This window comes from Paraburkholderia strydomiana (genome assembly GCF_046030495.1).
GTDB lineage: Bacteria > Pseudomonadota > Gammaproteobacteria > Burkholderiales > Burkholderiaceae > Paraburkholderia > Paraburkholderia strydomiana_A.
Window position 1 is genome coordinate 90,805 of record NZ_JAQQCJ010000013.1, and the last position, 16,363, is coordinate 107,167.

At 60.8% G+C, this 16,363-nt stretch carries 13 protein-coding genes and 1 pseudogene; 1 reads left to right on the top strand and 13 read right to left on the bottom strand.

Annotated elements, in window-relative coordinates; all coding sequences use genetic code 11:
- Positions 1–24: 24 nt before the first annotated feature.
- The 6 genes from PQQ53_RS18645 to PQQ53_RS18670 all read right to left on the bottom strand — a co-directional run bounded on the left by PQQ53_RS18645 (position 25) and on the right by PQQ53_RS18670 (position 3,323).
- Positions 25–1,026 (bottom strand): aldo/keto reductase, encoded by a 1,002-nt coding sequence (locus PQQ53_RS18645; RefSeq protein WP_408148182.1) that lies wholly within the window; start codon positions 1,024–1,026, stop codon positions 25–27.
- Positions 1,027–1,185: 159 nt separating this feature from the next.
- Entirely contained in the window at positions 1,186–1,395 is a 210-nt protein-coding gene (locus PQQ53_RS18650; protein ID WP_408325227.1) for a hypothetical protein, read from the bottom strand.
- A 37-nt stretch (positions 1,396–1,432) separates the two neighbouring features.
- Entirely contained in the window at positions 1,433–2,071 is a 639-nt protein-coding gene (locus PQQ53_RS18655; protein ID WP_408148186.1) for a glutathione S-transferase family protein, read from the bottom strand.
- A 99-nt stretch (positions 2,072–2,170) separates the two neighbouring features.
- Positions 2,171–2,335 (bottom strand): hypothetical protein, encoded by a 165-nt coding sequence (locus PQQ53_RS18660; protein ID WP_408148188.1) that lies wholly within the window; start codon positions 2,333–2,335, stop codon positions 2,171–2,173.
- Between the two features lie 197 nt (positions 2,336–2,532).
- Positions 2,533–2,988 carry an SRPBCC family protein gene (locus PQQ53_RS18665; protein ID WP_408325334.1) on the bottom strand — a complete coding sequence of 152 codons (456 nt, stop codon included), beginning with the start codon at positions 2,986–2,988 and terminating at the stop codon, positions 2,533–2,535.
- Positions 2,988–3,323 carry an ArsR/SmtB family transcription factor gene (locus PQQ53_RS18670; protein WP_408150121.1) on the bottom strand — a complete coding sequence of 112 codons (336 nt, stop codon included), beginning with the start codon at positions 3,321–3,323 and terminating at the stop codon, positions 2,988–2,990. Before PQQ53_RS18670 ends, PQQ53_RS18665 begins: the two co-directional genes overlap by 1 nt.
- Positions 3,324–3,796: 473 nt before the next feature.
- Here PQQ53_RS18670 and PQQ53_RS18675 point away from each other — a divergent pair, with 473 nt between their 5' ends.
- Entirely contained in the window at positions 3,797–4,882 is a 1,086-nt protein-coding gene (locus PQQ53_RS18675; protein WP_408325228.1) for a TIGR03118 family protein, read from the top strand.
- A 253-nt stretch (positions 4,883–5,135) separates the two neighbouring features.
- Here PQQ53_RS18675 and PQQ53_RS18680 read toward each other — a convergent pair.
- From PQQ53_RS18680 to PQQ53_RS18710, 7 genes and pseudogenes are all read right to left on the bottom strand, one after another.
- Positions 5,136–6,056 (bottom strand): annotated as a pseudogene (locus PQQ53_RS18680) (sigma-54 interaction domain-containing protein); the annotation flags it as partial.
- A 15-nt stretch (positions 6,057–6,071) separates the two neighbouring features.
- Positions 6,072–7,517 carry a KPHS_23130 family T6SS system protein gene (locus PQQ53_RS18685; RefSeq protein WP_408325230.1) on the bottom strand — a complete coding sequence of 482 codons (1,446 nt, stop codon included), beginning with the start codon at positions 7,515–7,517 and terminating at the stop codon, positions 6,072–6,074.
- Between the two features lie 11 nt (positions 7,518–7,528).
- Entirely contained in the window at positions 7,529–7,813 is a 285-nt protein-coding gene (locus tag PQQ53_RS18690) for a PAAR domain-containing protein (RefSeq protein WP_408150127.1), read from the bottom strand.
- Position 7,814: 1 nt separating this feature from the next.
- Positions 7,815–9,188, bottom strand: coding sequence for a hypothetical protein (locus PQQ53_RS18695; protein WP_408325231.1), 1,374 nt, complete (start codon positions 9,186–9,188; stop codon positions 7,815–7,817).
- Between the two features lie 79 nt (positions 9,189–9,267).
- Positions 9,268–12,867: a type VI secretion system Vgr family protein gene (locus PQQ53_RS18700; protein ID WP_408325233.1), complete on the bottom strand. Its 3,600-nt coding sequence runs from the start codon at positions 12,865–12,867 to the stop codon at positions 9,268–9,270.
- 481 nt (positions 12,868–13,348) lie between these two features.
- Complete coding sequence (locus tag PQQ53_RS18705; protein ID WP_408150135.1) at positions 13,349–14,512, bottom strand: epoxide hydrolase family protein; 1,164 nt, start codon at positions 14,510–14,512, stop codon at positions 13,349–13,351.
- A gap of 218 nt (positions 14,513–14,730) precedes the next feature.
- On the bottom strand, positions 14,731–15,876 hold the full coding sequence (locus tag PQQ53_RS18710; protein WP_408150137.1) for a porin: 1,146 nt from the start codon (positions 15,874–15,876) through the stop codon (positions 14,731–14,733).
- Between the last annotated feature and the right edge of the window lie 487 nt (positions 15,877–16,363).

Here is a 16,363-nt window from a genome sequence, read left to right on the forward strand (position 1 = left end):
CGGCGCTCCACTGTGTTCCGCTCGTTAGCCGTTCACCGCCGCGACAATCCGTGCCCGCATCGCCTTGTCGGGCAACGGACCCGAACCGGCTCGCACATTGTCGGCCATGTATTGCGGACGGCCTGTGCCCGGAATCACCACCGTTACCGCCGGATGCGCGAGCACGAACTTCAGCAGAATCTGCGCCCAACTCGTGCAGCCGATTTCCGCCGCCCATGCGGGCAACGGCGTTTTGGCGACGCGCGCGAGCAAGCCCCCGCCGCCGAACGGTTGATTGATCACGACGCCGATGCCCAGCTCCGCCGCGAGCGGCAGGACGCGTTCTTCGGCGGTGCGGTCGTCGGCCGCGTAGTTGATCTGCACGAAGTCGGGCTTTTCGCCGCGCATCACGGACACCACTTCGCCGAATGCACTCGAGGTGTAGTGCGTGATGCCGATATAGCGAATCCGGCCGCGCGCTTTCCAGTCGCGCAGCGTCGCGAGTTGCGTGCGCCAGTCGAGCAGGTTATGAACCTGCATCAGATCGACGCGCGGCTGCTGAAAGCGGCGTAGCGATTCTTCCATCTGTGCGATGCCCGCCTCGCGCCCATCGGTCCAGACTTTGGTGGCGACGAAGGCTTTGCCGTGCGCGCCGAGTTGCGTGAGCAGCGCGCCGGCGACGACTTCCGACGAGCCGTACATCGGCGACGAGTCGATTACCGAGCCGCCTGCTTCGAACAGGATGCGCAGCACGTCGGCGAGTCGCGCGCGCGCAGCGGGGTCGTCGCCGACATCGAAGGTGCGCCAGGTGCCACAGCCCACCACCGGCAGACGTTCGCCCGTGGCGGGAATCACGCGTTGCGTCATGCGCGGCAGCGGCGTGGCGGGTTCGGATTGGAATTGGGACTGCGGCTGAGTTTGCAATTGCGCCGCTGCCGGCCGGGGCAGCGAAAGCGAAACCGGCAAGCCGATTGCAGCGCTGCTTGCCGCGCGCAGAAACCGGCGCCTGGCGATGCGACGTCCATCGTTTTTCGACGAAAGTGCCATGACGTACCCTCGATCCGCAACCAGACGCGTGAGTTCGTACGATACGGCAATTCGGCGAGATGTGTTTGAGTTCGGGAGCCGCGCTCGAACAGAGCCTTGCGGTTTTCGCACTGCGCGCTGTGCAAGACCCCTGCTTTTGCGACGCGGCAGCCCCTGCCGCTACCGGATGAAACGCCCACCGCAAATCGGCATGCCGTCGAGTCGCGTGAGCCGCGACGGCGCCCGGCCCTCCACCGCGAACCGATCCGTCGCCGTCGCGGAGCCGGCCGCCGCGCCGATTGCGATGACCACGATCGCCGTCCGGCGCACGCGTGCGCTGCGGCCGTCGAGCGTGCGCGAGACGCTTCGCCAGCCGGTCAGCAAGGTCATCGTCAGCGCGAGGATCGCGCAGCACATGATCCGGCCGTCATGCTTGTGTCACAGTGTGCGCGGGCCGCGCGGGAAACGGGTTGCGCCATGCGTCGAATGCGTTCAACTGGTCGTGCCAGCGTTGTACCTCCGGAAATTCGTCCACTGGCATCGCAGCGCTTTTCGCGTACGGCAACGTCACCGCAACGGAAAAATCCGCGATCGACAGGTCGTTGCCGAGCAGCCACTTACGGCCCTTGAGATGCTGATCGAGCAGGCTCGCGTGCTGGCGGAAAAATCCCTGCGCTTGCGCGACCGTCGACGGCTCGGGCTCGCCGAGGCCGATCCACGGCTTGACCAGATGCTCGAAATAAAGCGAGCCTCCCTGCCGGTAGAGATGCTGGCTGTTCCAGCTCAGCCAGCGCACCACATCGATCTGCTGCTGCGCGCTGCGCGGCCAGAGTCCGGATTCCGCACGCTGCGCGAGATGGCAGAGGATCGCATCAGCTTCCCAGAGATTTTTCTCACCGTCGACGAGGCTCGGCACCTTGCCGTTCGGATTGATCGCGAGATAGTCGGGACGCGTTTGCTCGCCCTTTCGCAGATCGACGAACACATAGTCGATTTGCAACCCTAAGTATTTGGCAACCGCGCATGCCTTGCGGGGCGCGAGCGTTTCAGCATAGTAGAGCTTCATGTTCCACCTCGGTATGCATTGACATCGTGGGGGGGTGACCGACGTTGCGCACCTGCACTGCGCTTCCTTACGCGGTGGTCCGCGCCAGGGCCGGTTCAACTAGTTCTTGTCGCTCTGCTCGATGCGGAACAACGTAGCGAGTGCTTTACGCATGCGCTTCGATTCGCGGCTACGCGCTTCGAACGAGTAGTCCGAATCCAGCGGCAGATGGGGTGACGCAAAGAGGTCGCTGACCTTTTGGAGCAGGGCAAAGATGAAGCTCATGGTGACTCCCGGTTGTTACCGCATTTGCCATGGTTTTCGCCAAGGCATGACGGGCCGAAACCTTCGCAAAAAAACGCGCCGGCTAAAGGTCAGGCTCCGCTACCTTCAATTCGCAAACGAAATACTTCGCATGACGGCACGCTTGCGGGCGCCCGTCCGCAACAAAAGCCATCGTGCGGGTTTGGCGAGCGATAGATTCAATCGCTATCGACCGTGCTTTCCAGGTCGGTGATGAGACTGTCCAGCTTCTCGAACGCGCCGCTCCAGCCGGCCTGGTGACCGTCGCGCGCGGCTTCGTCGAAGAATTGCGCGTGCGTGAACGTCATTTCGGTGCCTGCTTCGATCGGTCGAAACTGGATCGTCACAAGAGAGCGCCGCTCGGGCAGCGTGACCCACTGCCACGTGAAGACGAGCTTGCGATCAGCCTCGACCTGCTGGTATTCGCCGCGGCAGTCGTGCGTTTCGCCATCCAGTGTCTGAAACACCACGCGAAAGCGGCCGCCCACGCGTGGATCCGCTTCGGCGCTCAGCACCGGCCCGGCGTCGGGTCCCCACCAGCGCGCCATCAACTCGGGACGCGTCCATGCCGCGTAGACCTTCGCTGGCGGCGCCTTCAGGCGCCGCACGATCGTCAGGCTGGGCTTCTCTTCCATCATTGCTCTTCCCCTTCGACAAAATCGGCGAGCCGGTCGAGACTCGCGGACCAGAAACGTTCATAGCGTCGCAGCCAGGCCATCACCTCTTCCATCGGCGCGGCGACGAGTTCGACCGACACGGTTCGGCCGCTCTTCGTGCGAGCGATCAGACCCGCCTCGCTCAGCACGTCGAGATGCTTCATGACCGCCGGCAGCTTGAGCGGCAGCGGACGCGCGATTTCCGTCACCGACAGGCCGGGCTCACGCTCGAGACGCGCGAGGATGGCCCGCCGCGTAGGGTCCACGAGGGCGGAAAACGTACGATCGAGTTGACTGACTGGAGACTTCACCATATGGTGAACTATAAACGCTGAGCGCGCTGCGTCAAGTTTTTTTTGCACAGGCGATCGTGGACGTCGAGGCGATATCAACGGCGTGATGCTGCGATTCATCCGACAATCCGGCGGCACTGACCAACCTGTGCCATGCACACCGCCAGCGACCGCGTCGTTCATATTGCGCGTCGAAGTCGTCGACGAAAGGCGTTTTCTCCGCGTGCACGCCGAGTGGTTCGAGACAGCGAAGACAGCTCCGCGCCGCCGGTTCGCCGCACCGAACGCGGCGCCCGAATATGCATGCGAGCCAAACATTCGAACCACATGCGGAGTCTGATAGGCCGATGCAATCGGCGGACAACCGCAACTCGCGCTGCTTGCGCCAACGCCTCGCCAATGCCATTCAAAAATCCCTTCGAGCCAGGGAATAAAGCCGCGACGCAATGCGTTCAATAGGCGCAATGACCATCGGTCATCAGAGAGGAGCAGCCATGAAGTCCGTGCTTAAGGTATTGGGCGCCGTCGTGGGCGGCGCAGCGTTGACGAGTCTTGTCGCGTGCGGAGGGAGTTCCGATTCGCTCACCCCGCAATCGTTTGTTTCGACGATGCTGGTGTCCGACGGCTCCGTCGCGGCGGCGCACACGGACTCCAACCTCAAAAACGCGTGGGGCGTCGCGTTCAACCCGAAGGGCTTCGTCTGGGTGGCCAACAACGCCACGTCGGTGGCGACCTTGTATGACGGCAACGGCACGCCGCAATCGCTTGTCGTCAGTATTCCGAATGGAACTGCCGGATCTGCCAATCCGACCGGCATCGTGTTCAACGGCACCAGCGATTTCAACGTCACGCAAGGCGGCAAAACCGGCGTCGCCGCATTCATCTTCGCGGGTGAAGGCGGCACGATCACCGCGTGGGCGCCCGCAGTCGCGCCTACCGTCGCATTCGTCGTGTTCGACGGCGGCAATGACAGCGCGGTCTACAAAGGACTCGCGCTGGCGAACAACGGCGGCGCCAACTTCCTTTATGCGACCGACTTTCACAACAACAGGATCGACGTGTTCGACCGCAGCTTCGCGAAGGTGGCGATGCCGGGCAAGTTTCAGGACTCGACGTTGCCCGCCGGATTCGCGCCGTTCGGCATTCAGGCGATCGGTGCGAAGATCTTCGTGACATACGCGAAACAGGATGCCGACGCGCACGACAACGTCGACGGTGCCGGCCTGGGTTTCGTCGATGTCTTCGATACGGCGGGTAATCTGATGCAGCGCTTCGCTTCGGCGGGCGCGCTGAACGCGCCGTGGGGCGTCACGCAGGCGCCGGCCAATTTCGGCCACTTCAGCGGTGACGTGCTGATCGGCAACTTCGGCGACGGAACGATCAACGCATTCGATCCCGCGAGCGGCCAGCCGCACGGCTCGATCAATCTGCCGAACGGCTCGGCGTTCTCACAAAACGGCTTGTGGGGTATCGCGTTCGGCAATGGGCTCGACAATCAGCCGGTCAACACACTGTTCTTCACCGCCGGGCCGAATGACGAAACAAACGGAGTCTACGGACGCATCGACCTGAAAATGTGAAGCGTGGCGCGCGTGCTCATGAGCGGACGGCGGCGCGAGGCGTTCCATGTTCAAGGCGCTGACGATCTGCTTCACCGCGCGGCGCAACCGGCCGCGCAGATGCGCGACAAGCAGGTGGCGCTAGAAGCGGTTCGGCGCAGATTCGCCGAAGCGCTTCTCTTTTTCAGCCGTTGCATCGTGCCAATGTGGCTGAAAATGTTGTCAAGCGAATTGATAAGGTCGACTTATCAACCTGCTTACCGGCACGTATGCGTTAGCATCTCCAATCTGACGATAGATCTCCCTCCCGAGCCACGCTCACGTCGATATCACGCATGCCGTGCGCGGCCAGTAACCGATACAGCGTCGCGCGCGAAATGCTCAGTTCGCGCGCGGCGTCGCCTGGGCGGCCGCGATGGCGCAGCAGCGCCAGTTCGATCGCCTGCCGCTCGGCGGCTTCGCGCGCATGAGCGAGCGTCAGCGGAGCCGGGACGGCGTACGTGGGGAGTTCGAGATCGGCTGCGGTAATCGTGCGGCCCTCCGACATCACAATCGCGCGCCGCACCCGGTTGATCAGCTCGCGCACGTTGCCGGGCCACTCGTATCCATGCATCGCCGCAATTGCGTCGGGCGAAAAGCCGTACAGTCGTCGGCTCGCGTCATTCCGGTAGCGGTCGAGCGCATACAGCGCGAGCAGTTCGATGTCCTTGCCGCGCGTGCGCAGCGGCGGCTCGTCGAGCCGCAACACGCACAGACGATGGTAGAGGTCCGCGCGGAACCGGCCGGCGTCGATCGCGGCCTCCATATCCACATGCGTGGCGCAGATGATGCGCACGTCGACGTCGATCGGCGCCCGGCCGCCGAGGCGCTCGATCGTGCACTCCTGCAGGAAACGCAGCAGGCTCGCCTGGCTCTCGTACGGCAGGTCGCCAATTTCATCGGGAAACAGCGTGCCGCCGTGCCCGCTTTCGACACGCCCTATGCGCCGCTGATTCGCGCCGGTGAACGCGCCGCGCTCGTAGCCGAACAATTCCGATTGCAGCAAATGCGTGGGAATCGATCCGCAATTGATGGCGACGAACGGCGCATTGCGGCGCGGCGAGCGCGTGTGGATCGCGGCGGCGGTCAACTCCTTGCCGGTGCCGGACTCGCCCGCGATGAAGACCGGCGCATCGGTCGCCGCCACCTTGCGGATCAGGTGTCCTTTTTATCAACCAATAATGCTCGCCACAAACTCCGCTGTCGATTCCGCCATCCGTGAGATAAGTCCAGGATGACGGATGATGAAAGACATCAGCATGAAAAGGATGGTGAGACACGTAACGAGCGTGTCCGTTGTACTCCAGCCCTCGTCCGGTAACAGCAGCATGCTGACCACCCAGAACGACGTGAGTACGCCGAATTCAGGACCCAATAGCGGCTTGTAGCCGTATTCCTCTTTCCATGGCACGTCCACCGGCGCCGGTTCCTTCACCACCAGATTCAGCGCGACACCCTGCTCGTGGGGCAGTGCAATGAGCTGTGGCCCCTGGCCGAAATGGGCCATCTTCGCGGCCAGCGCCTGAATCACCCAGCGCGCCACGGGCGCCTGCGGGCCGATGGCGGGATCGAGTGCGTACGCTTCCACCTTCAGGCCCGACTCCCTCACAGCGCCAAGCGTGGCATGCTGTGCCAGCCCCTTGAGTCCGCTGTGCCAGAAGTGACGGATACGCCCGCTGGGCACCTGTTCGGCCTTGAGCAGCGAGGCAAGCAGTCTGTCCGCCTGATCGGCGTCGCCGACAATCTGCCGCAGCAGCCACGCCTGACGCTTCAGCTCCGGCTTCTCGACCATGAGTGCAGGCGATCCCAGCAGCAGTGCCACCGCTGCTTCGGAGTCCCTATGTTCAGCGTTCAGCCCGCTTTTGTTCAGATGCCAGGCCAACAGCAGACGGTACTTCGGCATCCTGTCCTGTACGTACCGGCCATAGGAGCGGGCCTCGCTCTCGAACCACCTGTCCGCAAAGCCAACGTCGCGACCGTTATCCAGCCACCGCACCAGCGGTTTGCCCGGTAGCTCCAGCCTGCCCCAGGCTGCCAGAACCTCGCTGGACAGCGCCTCGTGATCGCACTGCATCACGATCTCGAATGACCCGCCTTTCGTCGCCTGCGCGAGCCTCGCGGCCAGCGGCGTGAGCAGCGCATCCAGCAGGCGGTTCAGACGCGAGCCGTCATCCGCCGCATCGATGCTTTCCAGCGCCATCACCTTGCCGGGATTCTCGGGCGGTGTGCCTTCGAGTGCCAGCATGCGCTCGGCCAGGTCCGGCTCGGGCGTGAGGATCACGCTGTCGAGCACCGCCATGCCCAGGCGGCTTTGCTGCTGCCAGCCGGTTATCTGGTGCCAGCGTGCCGAGTTATGTTCCGCGGCCTGCGTCGCCGGGATGTCATACGCAAACCAGTACACAACACAACTCAGTGCCAGCCAGCAGAAGAACGGCACCGCAACCGCGTAATGCAGGACTCTGTCCCAGGGTATGGAGCCGTACTTCGGCAGGCCAGGCACCACCAGGGCGAGGGCGAAACCCTCCACAATCAAGTACAGCACGAGATAGAACCAGATGGATAACGGCTCGTATGACACCCGCTCGGACGGGAACTGCGGGTTCCAGCGAAAATTCATCCAGCCTCCTGTCAGTCAACTGTCCATTCGTGCTGCGAGGCAAGCAGGCGGGGTTTCGGATTGCAGGCGCACAGGCAGAAGTCACCCTCCAGCGCGGGCACCTGGCCGTACCAGTCCTGGTCGAAGCGCTCGCCGTTACGGCCAATCCTGCCGGTCGTGCCACAGGCCGGACAGGTCACGGGTGCGCCGATATAGCCCATCCTGCGTCCGTTGTAGCCAGTGCCATCGATGCCATCGGCCACGGTCCCGCGCGCGGTGGTGCGGTCGCCTTCGTAAATATGGGCGCGTGCTCCCATCTCAGGCGCCCACCCATTCCCAATCGGCCCGTTCGCCCGCATCCCGGATGGAGGGCATCGGCTGGCCGCGCCGCAGCGTCACGAGGCTCGACGAGTCATGACGGTATTCCGGGCGCAGGGAATCCGGTCCCGCATAGCGGCGGGCCACCCAGCGCCCGCTGCGCGGACAGGTCGAACCTGCCTCGCAGAACTGGCGGGTGTCATCGATCATGTCGAACGACCACTGCTCCACAGGGGTCGGCGCGGTGGCTTCCCACTCCCACTGCACCGGCCCGTTGATGTTGACGCCGTTGCCGCCGTCCATCGGCATCTTCACGTTTTCCGTGGTCGCCACGTCGCCGGCCTTGAACGGTGTGACCTGAAGGCTGCGGTAGCGGACACCGGAAATCAGCGTCACCGCGCGGTATAGGCCATCTTCCGCGAATGTTTCACCAGGCTTCACCGGGTGGGACGACATGCTGGCGCGATGCGTTGCTTCCCATTGCTCGCGCTCTTCCGGTGTAGAGGGGTAGTCGTGGTCGAAAGTTATACGGCTTTTAATGGGACAGAAATCGACGTGCGTTGACAGTCCCCAACCATCGCCTTCATATTGAATATTCATATAGGCCACACCTGAAATCTCGTACACACCTTTCTGGATTTTGTTGTCTGGAATGGCTTCCAGGTTCAAAATTTTACTCTCACCAGGATTGAGGAAAATTTCCCCCTCTGGAAATTCATTCTTATTGAATATTTTTTTGCCAGCCAAGTTAAATCCCCAATCATCACGAGGCTGTATTTTCCCAAGTTCGCTAAACGGTGCAACAGCAAGCCCACCATTCCGACTGTCACCGGACCAATGATCCGGCGTCTTGAACTTTATCCAACGATCCCCGGAATTAATAAACCGCACAGAAACAATATAGTTCCCGTTTTTATGCTCGACGCTCTCCGTCGTGAAGTCCAGTTTTATGAGTTTTCTGCCATCCGTCCGTGCCTGCTTCGATAATCTGAAGGGAGCATCAAAAATCTTGTGCCTGAATTGCTCAGGAATCAGACGGAGGGAACCCGATCTGCTTATAACTTTCCCGTCATCCGTACACGCAACATTGAATGTTGCAGCAGGATCATGCGTTTCAGGGCCGCCAGTCTGGATATCTTTGTCGCACAAAGTCTGCGCCACCCCTTTCAGCTCCTCCATGTCGCGATTTTGCAGACTAAGTACAAAAACCCCCACGCCGGTTTGCGTGTCATCGTTGATGGTGTCCCCGTTGGAAAAATAGAACTTGCCTTCTCCGTCGAAAGTCATCTCTCTCGAACCATATTCAAGGCCGCCCGACCAGGAAAGAGAAAACGCACCGGGTCGCTGGACACCACTATTCGAATCATTCGCCATCGCGCACCTACCTCCTATCCATAGGGTCATCAGGGACAAAAAAGCCACCGGCCATATCTTTCGGAATTTCGGATCACCGTCACTTCTTGACATGGTCCGCCCCAGTCTTTGCCGCAGCGTTTGCGCCGCTTGTTTCAGCTTTCGTGGCGGTTACAACAGGAGCGTTGTAACCCACCCGCCACAGCTTGTTGGTTTGAGCAGAAAACCACCTGCGAATATATTCAAGGTAATAAGGTGAAGTAGTAGCCGTTGGCTTAAGGCAGCCGCCCCCCATAAGATTATTTTCGGTTTCAATCACCCAAACCTTATTCGTCGCCTTGTGGGCGTCTGCGAGGGAAAAGTCTATGTCTCTGCCATCCTTGACATACATCGAATGCACGAACCCACCTTGCTCCCAATATTCGTCAGGGAAATTAAACAAATGTCCAGTTTCATGTACCTTCGTTTGCGTAACTCTTTCTGTATATCGTCCCGTTGTTGCCGCTTTCACATATTCTTTTTCCGGCCAATTAGCAGCATCGGCCCGTTCAGTAGTCGGGTACAGGTTAATAATGATGTTCGGGTTAAGCGCCGGAGCATCAGCGGCTCTCACCACATGCACATCGGCACAAAATTTGACCGCAACCCGGCAACCACAAGCCGCACCTTTGTTGCAGCCATCAAGGATCAGCTTGTAGTTCCCTTGATTCAGGGTCTTTTCGGTCATGTTCTTGTACGTGGATGCATCGATTTCTCTCGGGTCACGCTCAACCAGCATCAAACCCTGTTCGGCAAACGACTTGCCGGAATTAGCTCCGTTTCCAAAAGTCTCATACTGCACAACGACATAGTTATTCTGCTGATCGCGCATCGGCTCTCTCGTTGCCGGATTCATTTTCACTAGCAATCGGGGGATCAATGCGGTCACAACTTTTGCCGTGAGAGTCCTGGTACTGGAGTCATAGGTGAACTGGCATGTGGTCGGCGCCGTCCCGGCACACATCACCGGTCTTCCGTCCTTCACAAGCCGTTCAGTCCTCGTCCAGCCGTATTTCTGGTACGTCGGCGTCTCCCGCTGCATCGTCGCCGACGCTGTGAAATCCGAAAGCTGCCAGTTACATGAGGCAGGATTTTCGAGCTCGATCGGTTCTGGATTTGCTGACGAGCCCTCAGTTGGCGCATTGTCCGGATCGTGAATCGTCAGACCACCATTGCTTGACGGCTCTGCTTTCGCGCCCGATTTCCCACTGAACATGTCCCCGAGGAATGATGGCGGCACTGTTGTGCACCCATCCGCCGCGGGGGCGGGCGCCACAGCACCGGTGTTACCCAGCGACTGCCACTGCAACGCGTCCGGTGCGGGCGCTGCCGCAGGCGGCGGCACGAAGCCCGGATTAGTGCGCCACACTTCACACGCCGTCGTGTACGGCACGAACGCAGGAGCGAAAGCCGCGCCACTCAGGTCCATCTGGGCAGGCCCGGTTCCCTTCACGCCGGCCGTGCGGTACAACACGCCGCCACGCGAACCGATCTCGACGCCGCCCCCGCTGATCTTCACGTAGGTGCCGTTCACGTTCAGGATGATTTCCTTCGCCGCCTTCACGTGAACCACACCGTTGACCGACTCGACAGACATATCCTCCTGCGACGCAAGCTGCATCGAGCCGCGCTGGGCCTGCACGACGACCGCGCCCGCCGCTGCGATCAAGCTCATGCCTTTCTGTGTGAAGACCGACACCACGTCGCGCGCCGCCACGGTGAAGCGTTTAAGCGTGCTGAAATGCATGCCCTTTTTTGCCGTCGCGATGATCGAGCCATCGGCGGCAAGCTGCACGCCATCGCCCGATACAACGCCCACAGGCCCCGGCGCAGTCACAAGCGCGCCAGGCTGTTCAAGCTCGTCCAGCGCGTCGTTGATCGACTTCTGGGCGACTGTATCCGCGGGCGTCGCCTTTGAGGCCTGCGCCGACTGGGCCAGGGACTCGGCCAGTGTCAGCATCTCCCTGAGCTGGGCAATTGTCTCCTGCATGTCCAGTTGCTTTCCGCTCGCCTGAGGCCGGTTATAGCCCGTCAGGAGCAGGCCATTACCGCCGCGGACTGCACCATAACCTGACGTGCGTAACTCGAAACCGCTGCCGCGATGCTCACGCTTGCCACTAACGATGTGCCCCAGGACAAGATGACTTTTTCCCGAATGCGGGGTGGAGACCCTGGCGTGTTCCTCGCCTCTCCAATCCTCGAACTCGACCTTGTTGTCGCTCTGCGTGCGAATCACGTTGCGCGACAGCCAGCGTTCCTGACTGGTAATCAGATCGACGTGCTGGCTGTCGTGGTGGAATGCGGCTATGAAAGGCTTGTTCGGATTGCCTTCGTGGAAGCTGATAACGGCCTCTGTACCGTCGAGCGCGGGGAAGTGAAAGCCGGTCTGCAAACCGCCCGCGAAAGGTTTCGCGAGCCTCAGCGGGACACTCTCCGCGCCCGCTGGCCAGTCGCCGAAATCGCAATCAAAGCGTACGACGTAGTAGCCCTGCCGGGTCAGGTACGCATACTTGTACTTGCCTGGCGAAGTGACGCGCGCGCTTAGCGTGCCGGTGATCTTCGGCCATCTGTCATCCTCGATCTTCAGGCGGAAACGCCGGTTAGCCGGGATGGCCTTGTAGGCGTTGTGATAGGGCTTGTCACGCGCGCCGGTATGCGTGACCTCGATCATCACCATTCCGTGCGGCGCGTCCGGCAGGTCGATATCCGTGCGCAGAATGCGGCCAGCACCCAGCTCGTGAACATTGCTTTCGCCTTCGTAGACGACCTGCCATGCAAGCGCCGCTTCGTGCCGCAACTGGGCTTCCCACCGCGCGCTGTCCTGGTCAAGATGATGCGTCCCATAGACATACGGCCGGCCGTAGGTCGTGGAGTCTTGCGGCGCGACGTTGGCTTCGTCCTTGAGCCGTTCCCATGCCTGTTGCGGGTTGTAATCGGCAACGACGAATGATTCGGGAACCATTTCGGTATGTGTGCGCAGGATCGACACGGACTCGTCGCCTGTCATCAGACCCGAGAGGGCCCGGGCTGGCGCGGTCAGGATCGGCGTGTACACGTAGTGGTCAATGTCATCACCGAACACCACCACATCGCCAACCTTACCCCGCGCGATGTAGCTGTAGATCCCTTCCTGCTGCATCAGGATATTGATGTACCTCCAGTCTCCCGTCTGGTACTGGAATCTGAATGGGTGTTTCGGGTACTGCCGGCGCAACCTGAAACTGAATTGATGGCCGTTCAGGCCATTGCGTTGCAGGATCGATTTGATGACATCTGGCGCCGACTGGTTCTGGTACGTCTGCGTCGTGCGGGGCGTGAGACAGCCGATGTGTGGCTCGACAACAATCTCATAGCTGCTCAGGTCATGTGTCGTATTCGTGTGGGAGAAGCGCGTAATACGCCCGCAGAACAGACGCGCCTCACTTCCGTCGCCAGGCTCCATGCTGAATCTGGCCTCATTCGCGAGAATAACTTCGCGTGTCAGCTTGAGCGGATGCGTCGCAACGATGTCGATGCGGTACGGCTCGCCCGTTCTTTCAACAAGGCAGAAGGACACCACCGAAAGGCCCGAAAGCCGTTCCTTTCCCAATACTTCAAGGTAATACTTCCCGTGATCGTCGCTGCGTTGAAATGTATCCTGATGCTCAACTACTGAACCCATCAATACCCCACCTTATTTGCTTTGGTTTCCTGTCGAATGCATTGAACATTCAGCGCGACGGCACTGCAACCAGAACAAATCGAGATGAGGGTGACATAACAATTCTTTACACACGTCAGGTGTCGGTCTATTTCTTATGCATATTTCTACGACGACACAATAGAAAAGGCGCGAAATCATCGCGCCTTTTTATGGTTGATGCGAAGGATCAGCGAGAGGTGGAAACGGTCTGCGCCCCTGCTTCTTCGCGCGTCGCTTTTTGCTGCGCTATACCGGGCATTGCCCCGGGTGCATTGCGTGCCGCTTCGGCCAGCAGGTCAACTATCGCCGCCAATGCAACGCTGCGGAAGAAATAATACCGGCTGCAGCGAAGGCGCCTCTGATTCGGGAGATTGTCGGCGCGTTGTTTGGCTCGTCGTGGATCCACCTTAAGATTTTGCCCGGTTACAAGCGTGCCGCAATAGCCGCAGCGTGCGCCTCGCTAGCCCCTCCTCTCCCGCAACGGCCTGAAAAACCGCCTGATCTCGGTCGCGAGCAAGCCAGGCTTTTCCATCGCCGCGAAATGCCCGCCGCTCGGCATGTCGGTCCATTGCGTCACGTCGAAAGTTCTTTCGAGCCAGCTGCGCGGCGGATGGCTCAGCTCCTTCGGAAAATGCGCATAGCCGACCGGGGGCACGACCCGCTGCCCGTCGATGAAACGCATCGGCTGCAAGCGGTTTTCCCAATACATCTGCATCGACGAACCGATGCTCTGCGTGAGCCAGTAGAGCGAGATGTTGGTGAGCAGCTCGTCTTTCGAGAACACCCGCTCGACATCGCCGCCGCAATCGCTCCACGCGCGAAACTTTTCGCCGATCCATGCGGCAAGCCCCACCGGCGAATCATTGAGCGACGCGGCCGCCGTCTGCGGCTTGGTGGTATGCATGTGCGCATAACCGCCTTCGAGCGCGGCCCATTCGGCTTTATCGCTCAGGAATTTTTCCTCTTCGGGGGTGAGCGGCTGCCGGGCCGCGCCGATCGCGGGCTCATACGAACTGGGCAGGAAGTTCAGATGGATGCCGTCGACGGCTTGCGGATGCCGCGCGGCGAGCGCGATCGACACGCCCGCGCCGAGGTCGCCACCCTGAGCACCGAAGCGTTGGTAGCCGAGACCGCGCATCAGCGACACCCACAGGTCCGCGACCTGAAACGCGGACGTGCCGGGCTGCGCGGGGGCCGGCGAAAACGCGAAGCCCGGTAAGGACGGTACGACGACATCGAACGCGTCGGCGGGATCGGCGCCGAACGCGGCCGGGTCGCAGAGCTGATCGAGCAGCGTGTGAAACTCGAAGAACGAACCAGGCCAGCCATGCGTGATCACCAGCGGATAAGGCGAGAGCCCCTCGCCGCGCCGATGAACGAAATGCACGCGCTGAGCGCCTATCCCGGTCATGAACTGCGCCTGCCGGTTCAACTTGCGTTCGGCCTCGCGCCAGTCGAAATGTTCGGCCCAATACGCCGCCAGTTCGCGCAGCCACGCGGGGTCGGCGCCTTGCTGCCATGCCGGCGACGGCGTGCCCGGCGCCCAGCGCGTGGCGCGAATGCGCTCGCGCAGATCGTCGATGTCACGATCGGGAATGGCGATCTCAAACGGTTCTATCTGCATGTCTGCTCATCCGGCACGAGGTGATGGGTGACGCGCGCTGCCAGCTCGATCACGCGCCGACGAAGTCCGCTTGCGCCGGGTCGGGGTCGCGATCGAGACCGGCGCACGAAGCAGTCTGCATGGTACGCGCCCGGCAACGAAATCAGAAGACGCAAGGAAGAAGTGAAAAAAGCCCGTGAAAGACGGGCTTTTTCGCAGCGTGCCGCTAAAGCGTTCGCTTAGAAGCGATGACGGATACCGACCGTGCCGACCACCTGCGTATCGGTCGACGAAGCGCTCACGCCGACGATATCGGCCGTGACACCCGAGTTGCCGGTGCTGCCGACATGCTGATAGGCCGCCTCAGCATAGACGTCGGTACGCTTGGACAATGCGTAGTCGGTCTGCAACGTGAGCTGGTTGTACTTCGGGCTCGCGCCGTTCAGACGCGCGTCGGTGAACGTGTACGCGCCCGACACCGTCCACGCCGGCGTCAACGCATAACGGCCGTTCAGTTCGTAGTTCGTGAAACGCGCGCTGCCGCCGTTGAGCGTCAGACCGCTCGTCGTGCCCGACGCCGACGTGCCGATCGCGCTCGCGTCGCTCAGTTGCGTCTGCGTGAACACGAGGCCGACATTCGCCGCGCCGAACGCATAGTTGACACCCGCACCATAGGTGCGCTGACGCGCCGCCGTGAAGGTGGAATCGCCCGAGGCCACCGCGCCGCTCGAATTGGTGGTCGAGCCGCCGCCGTTCAGTTGCAGATAACCCACCGCCGCCTTCAGGCCGCCGAACGTGTACGACGCGCCGACGCTGTAAGCGCGGCTGTCGGCGAAGCTGCCCGCCGCGTTCGAAAAACCGTACAGCGCGCCGAGCTTGAAGCCGCCGTAATCGACACTCTGGTACTTGACCGAGTTGTTGATACGCACCGAGTTGTTCAGGTTGTCGTTGTCGTACGGGTGCGAGGCGAGCGTGCCGCCGTATTGCGTGCCGTTCAGCGCGAGCGGGCCGAGATAATCGACCACGCTGTCGTACTGACGGCCGAGCGTCACCGCGCCGTATTGATCGCTCGACAGACCGACAAACGACTGGCGGCCGAACATACGGCTGTTCTGGCCCAACTTGCCGGTCGACAGGTTGAAGCCGTTTTCGAGCACGAAGATCGCCTTCAGGCCGTTGCCCAGATCTTCCGAACCGCGCAGGCCCCAGCGGTTACCGTTGAGCAGGCCGCTCGCCTGCTGGAAGTTGTTGCTGCCGCCGGAGTTGTTCGTGTAGGCGAGACCGGTATCGATCAGCCCGTACAGCGTGACGGAGTTTTGTGCGTGAGCGGCGCCCGCAGCGCCGACGAGCGCGAGCGAGAGGCTCGACAGTACGAATTTTTTCATTGATTTCTCTCCAGATTCGAATGGCGGATGCCATCGAGCGGCGGAGAATAGCCGACAAATTGAAAAACTATTTTTCAGTTAATTACGGCGTTGTGTTTTTGCGACTTCGATGGTTTTTTGCTTTCCGTTTATTTCGTTGACCAGGACATGCATTTCTGGATAGAGCAGGAATCAAAAATAGCTGCCCCGCCCTTCATGATTTTCCAAAAGCATCTGATTTTATTGGCCTTTCATGGGTTCAGGCGCGGCGCAAAACCATACACTGTCTTGCGTGACACAACGCCACGCAACCACTTTTCATTCCATTAGCTTTCCATCGAAACCAGTCGTAATTGAAATGTCAGACTCATCAATCAATTCCACCATTATTTCATTAACAGCAAATAGTCTTTGCTAATTTTAAAATCCGCCAATAAACCTTTGCATAGCCGCCAGACATCCGTAGCGAATGTGCGCCGCCTCGCCGCTCGCGCCACGCGAGCCCCGA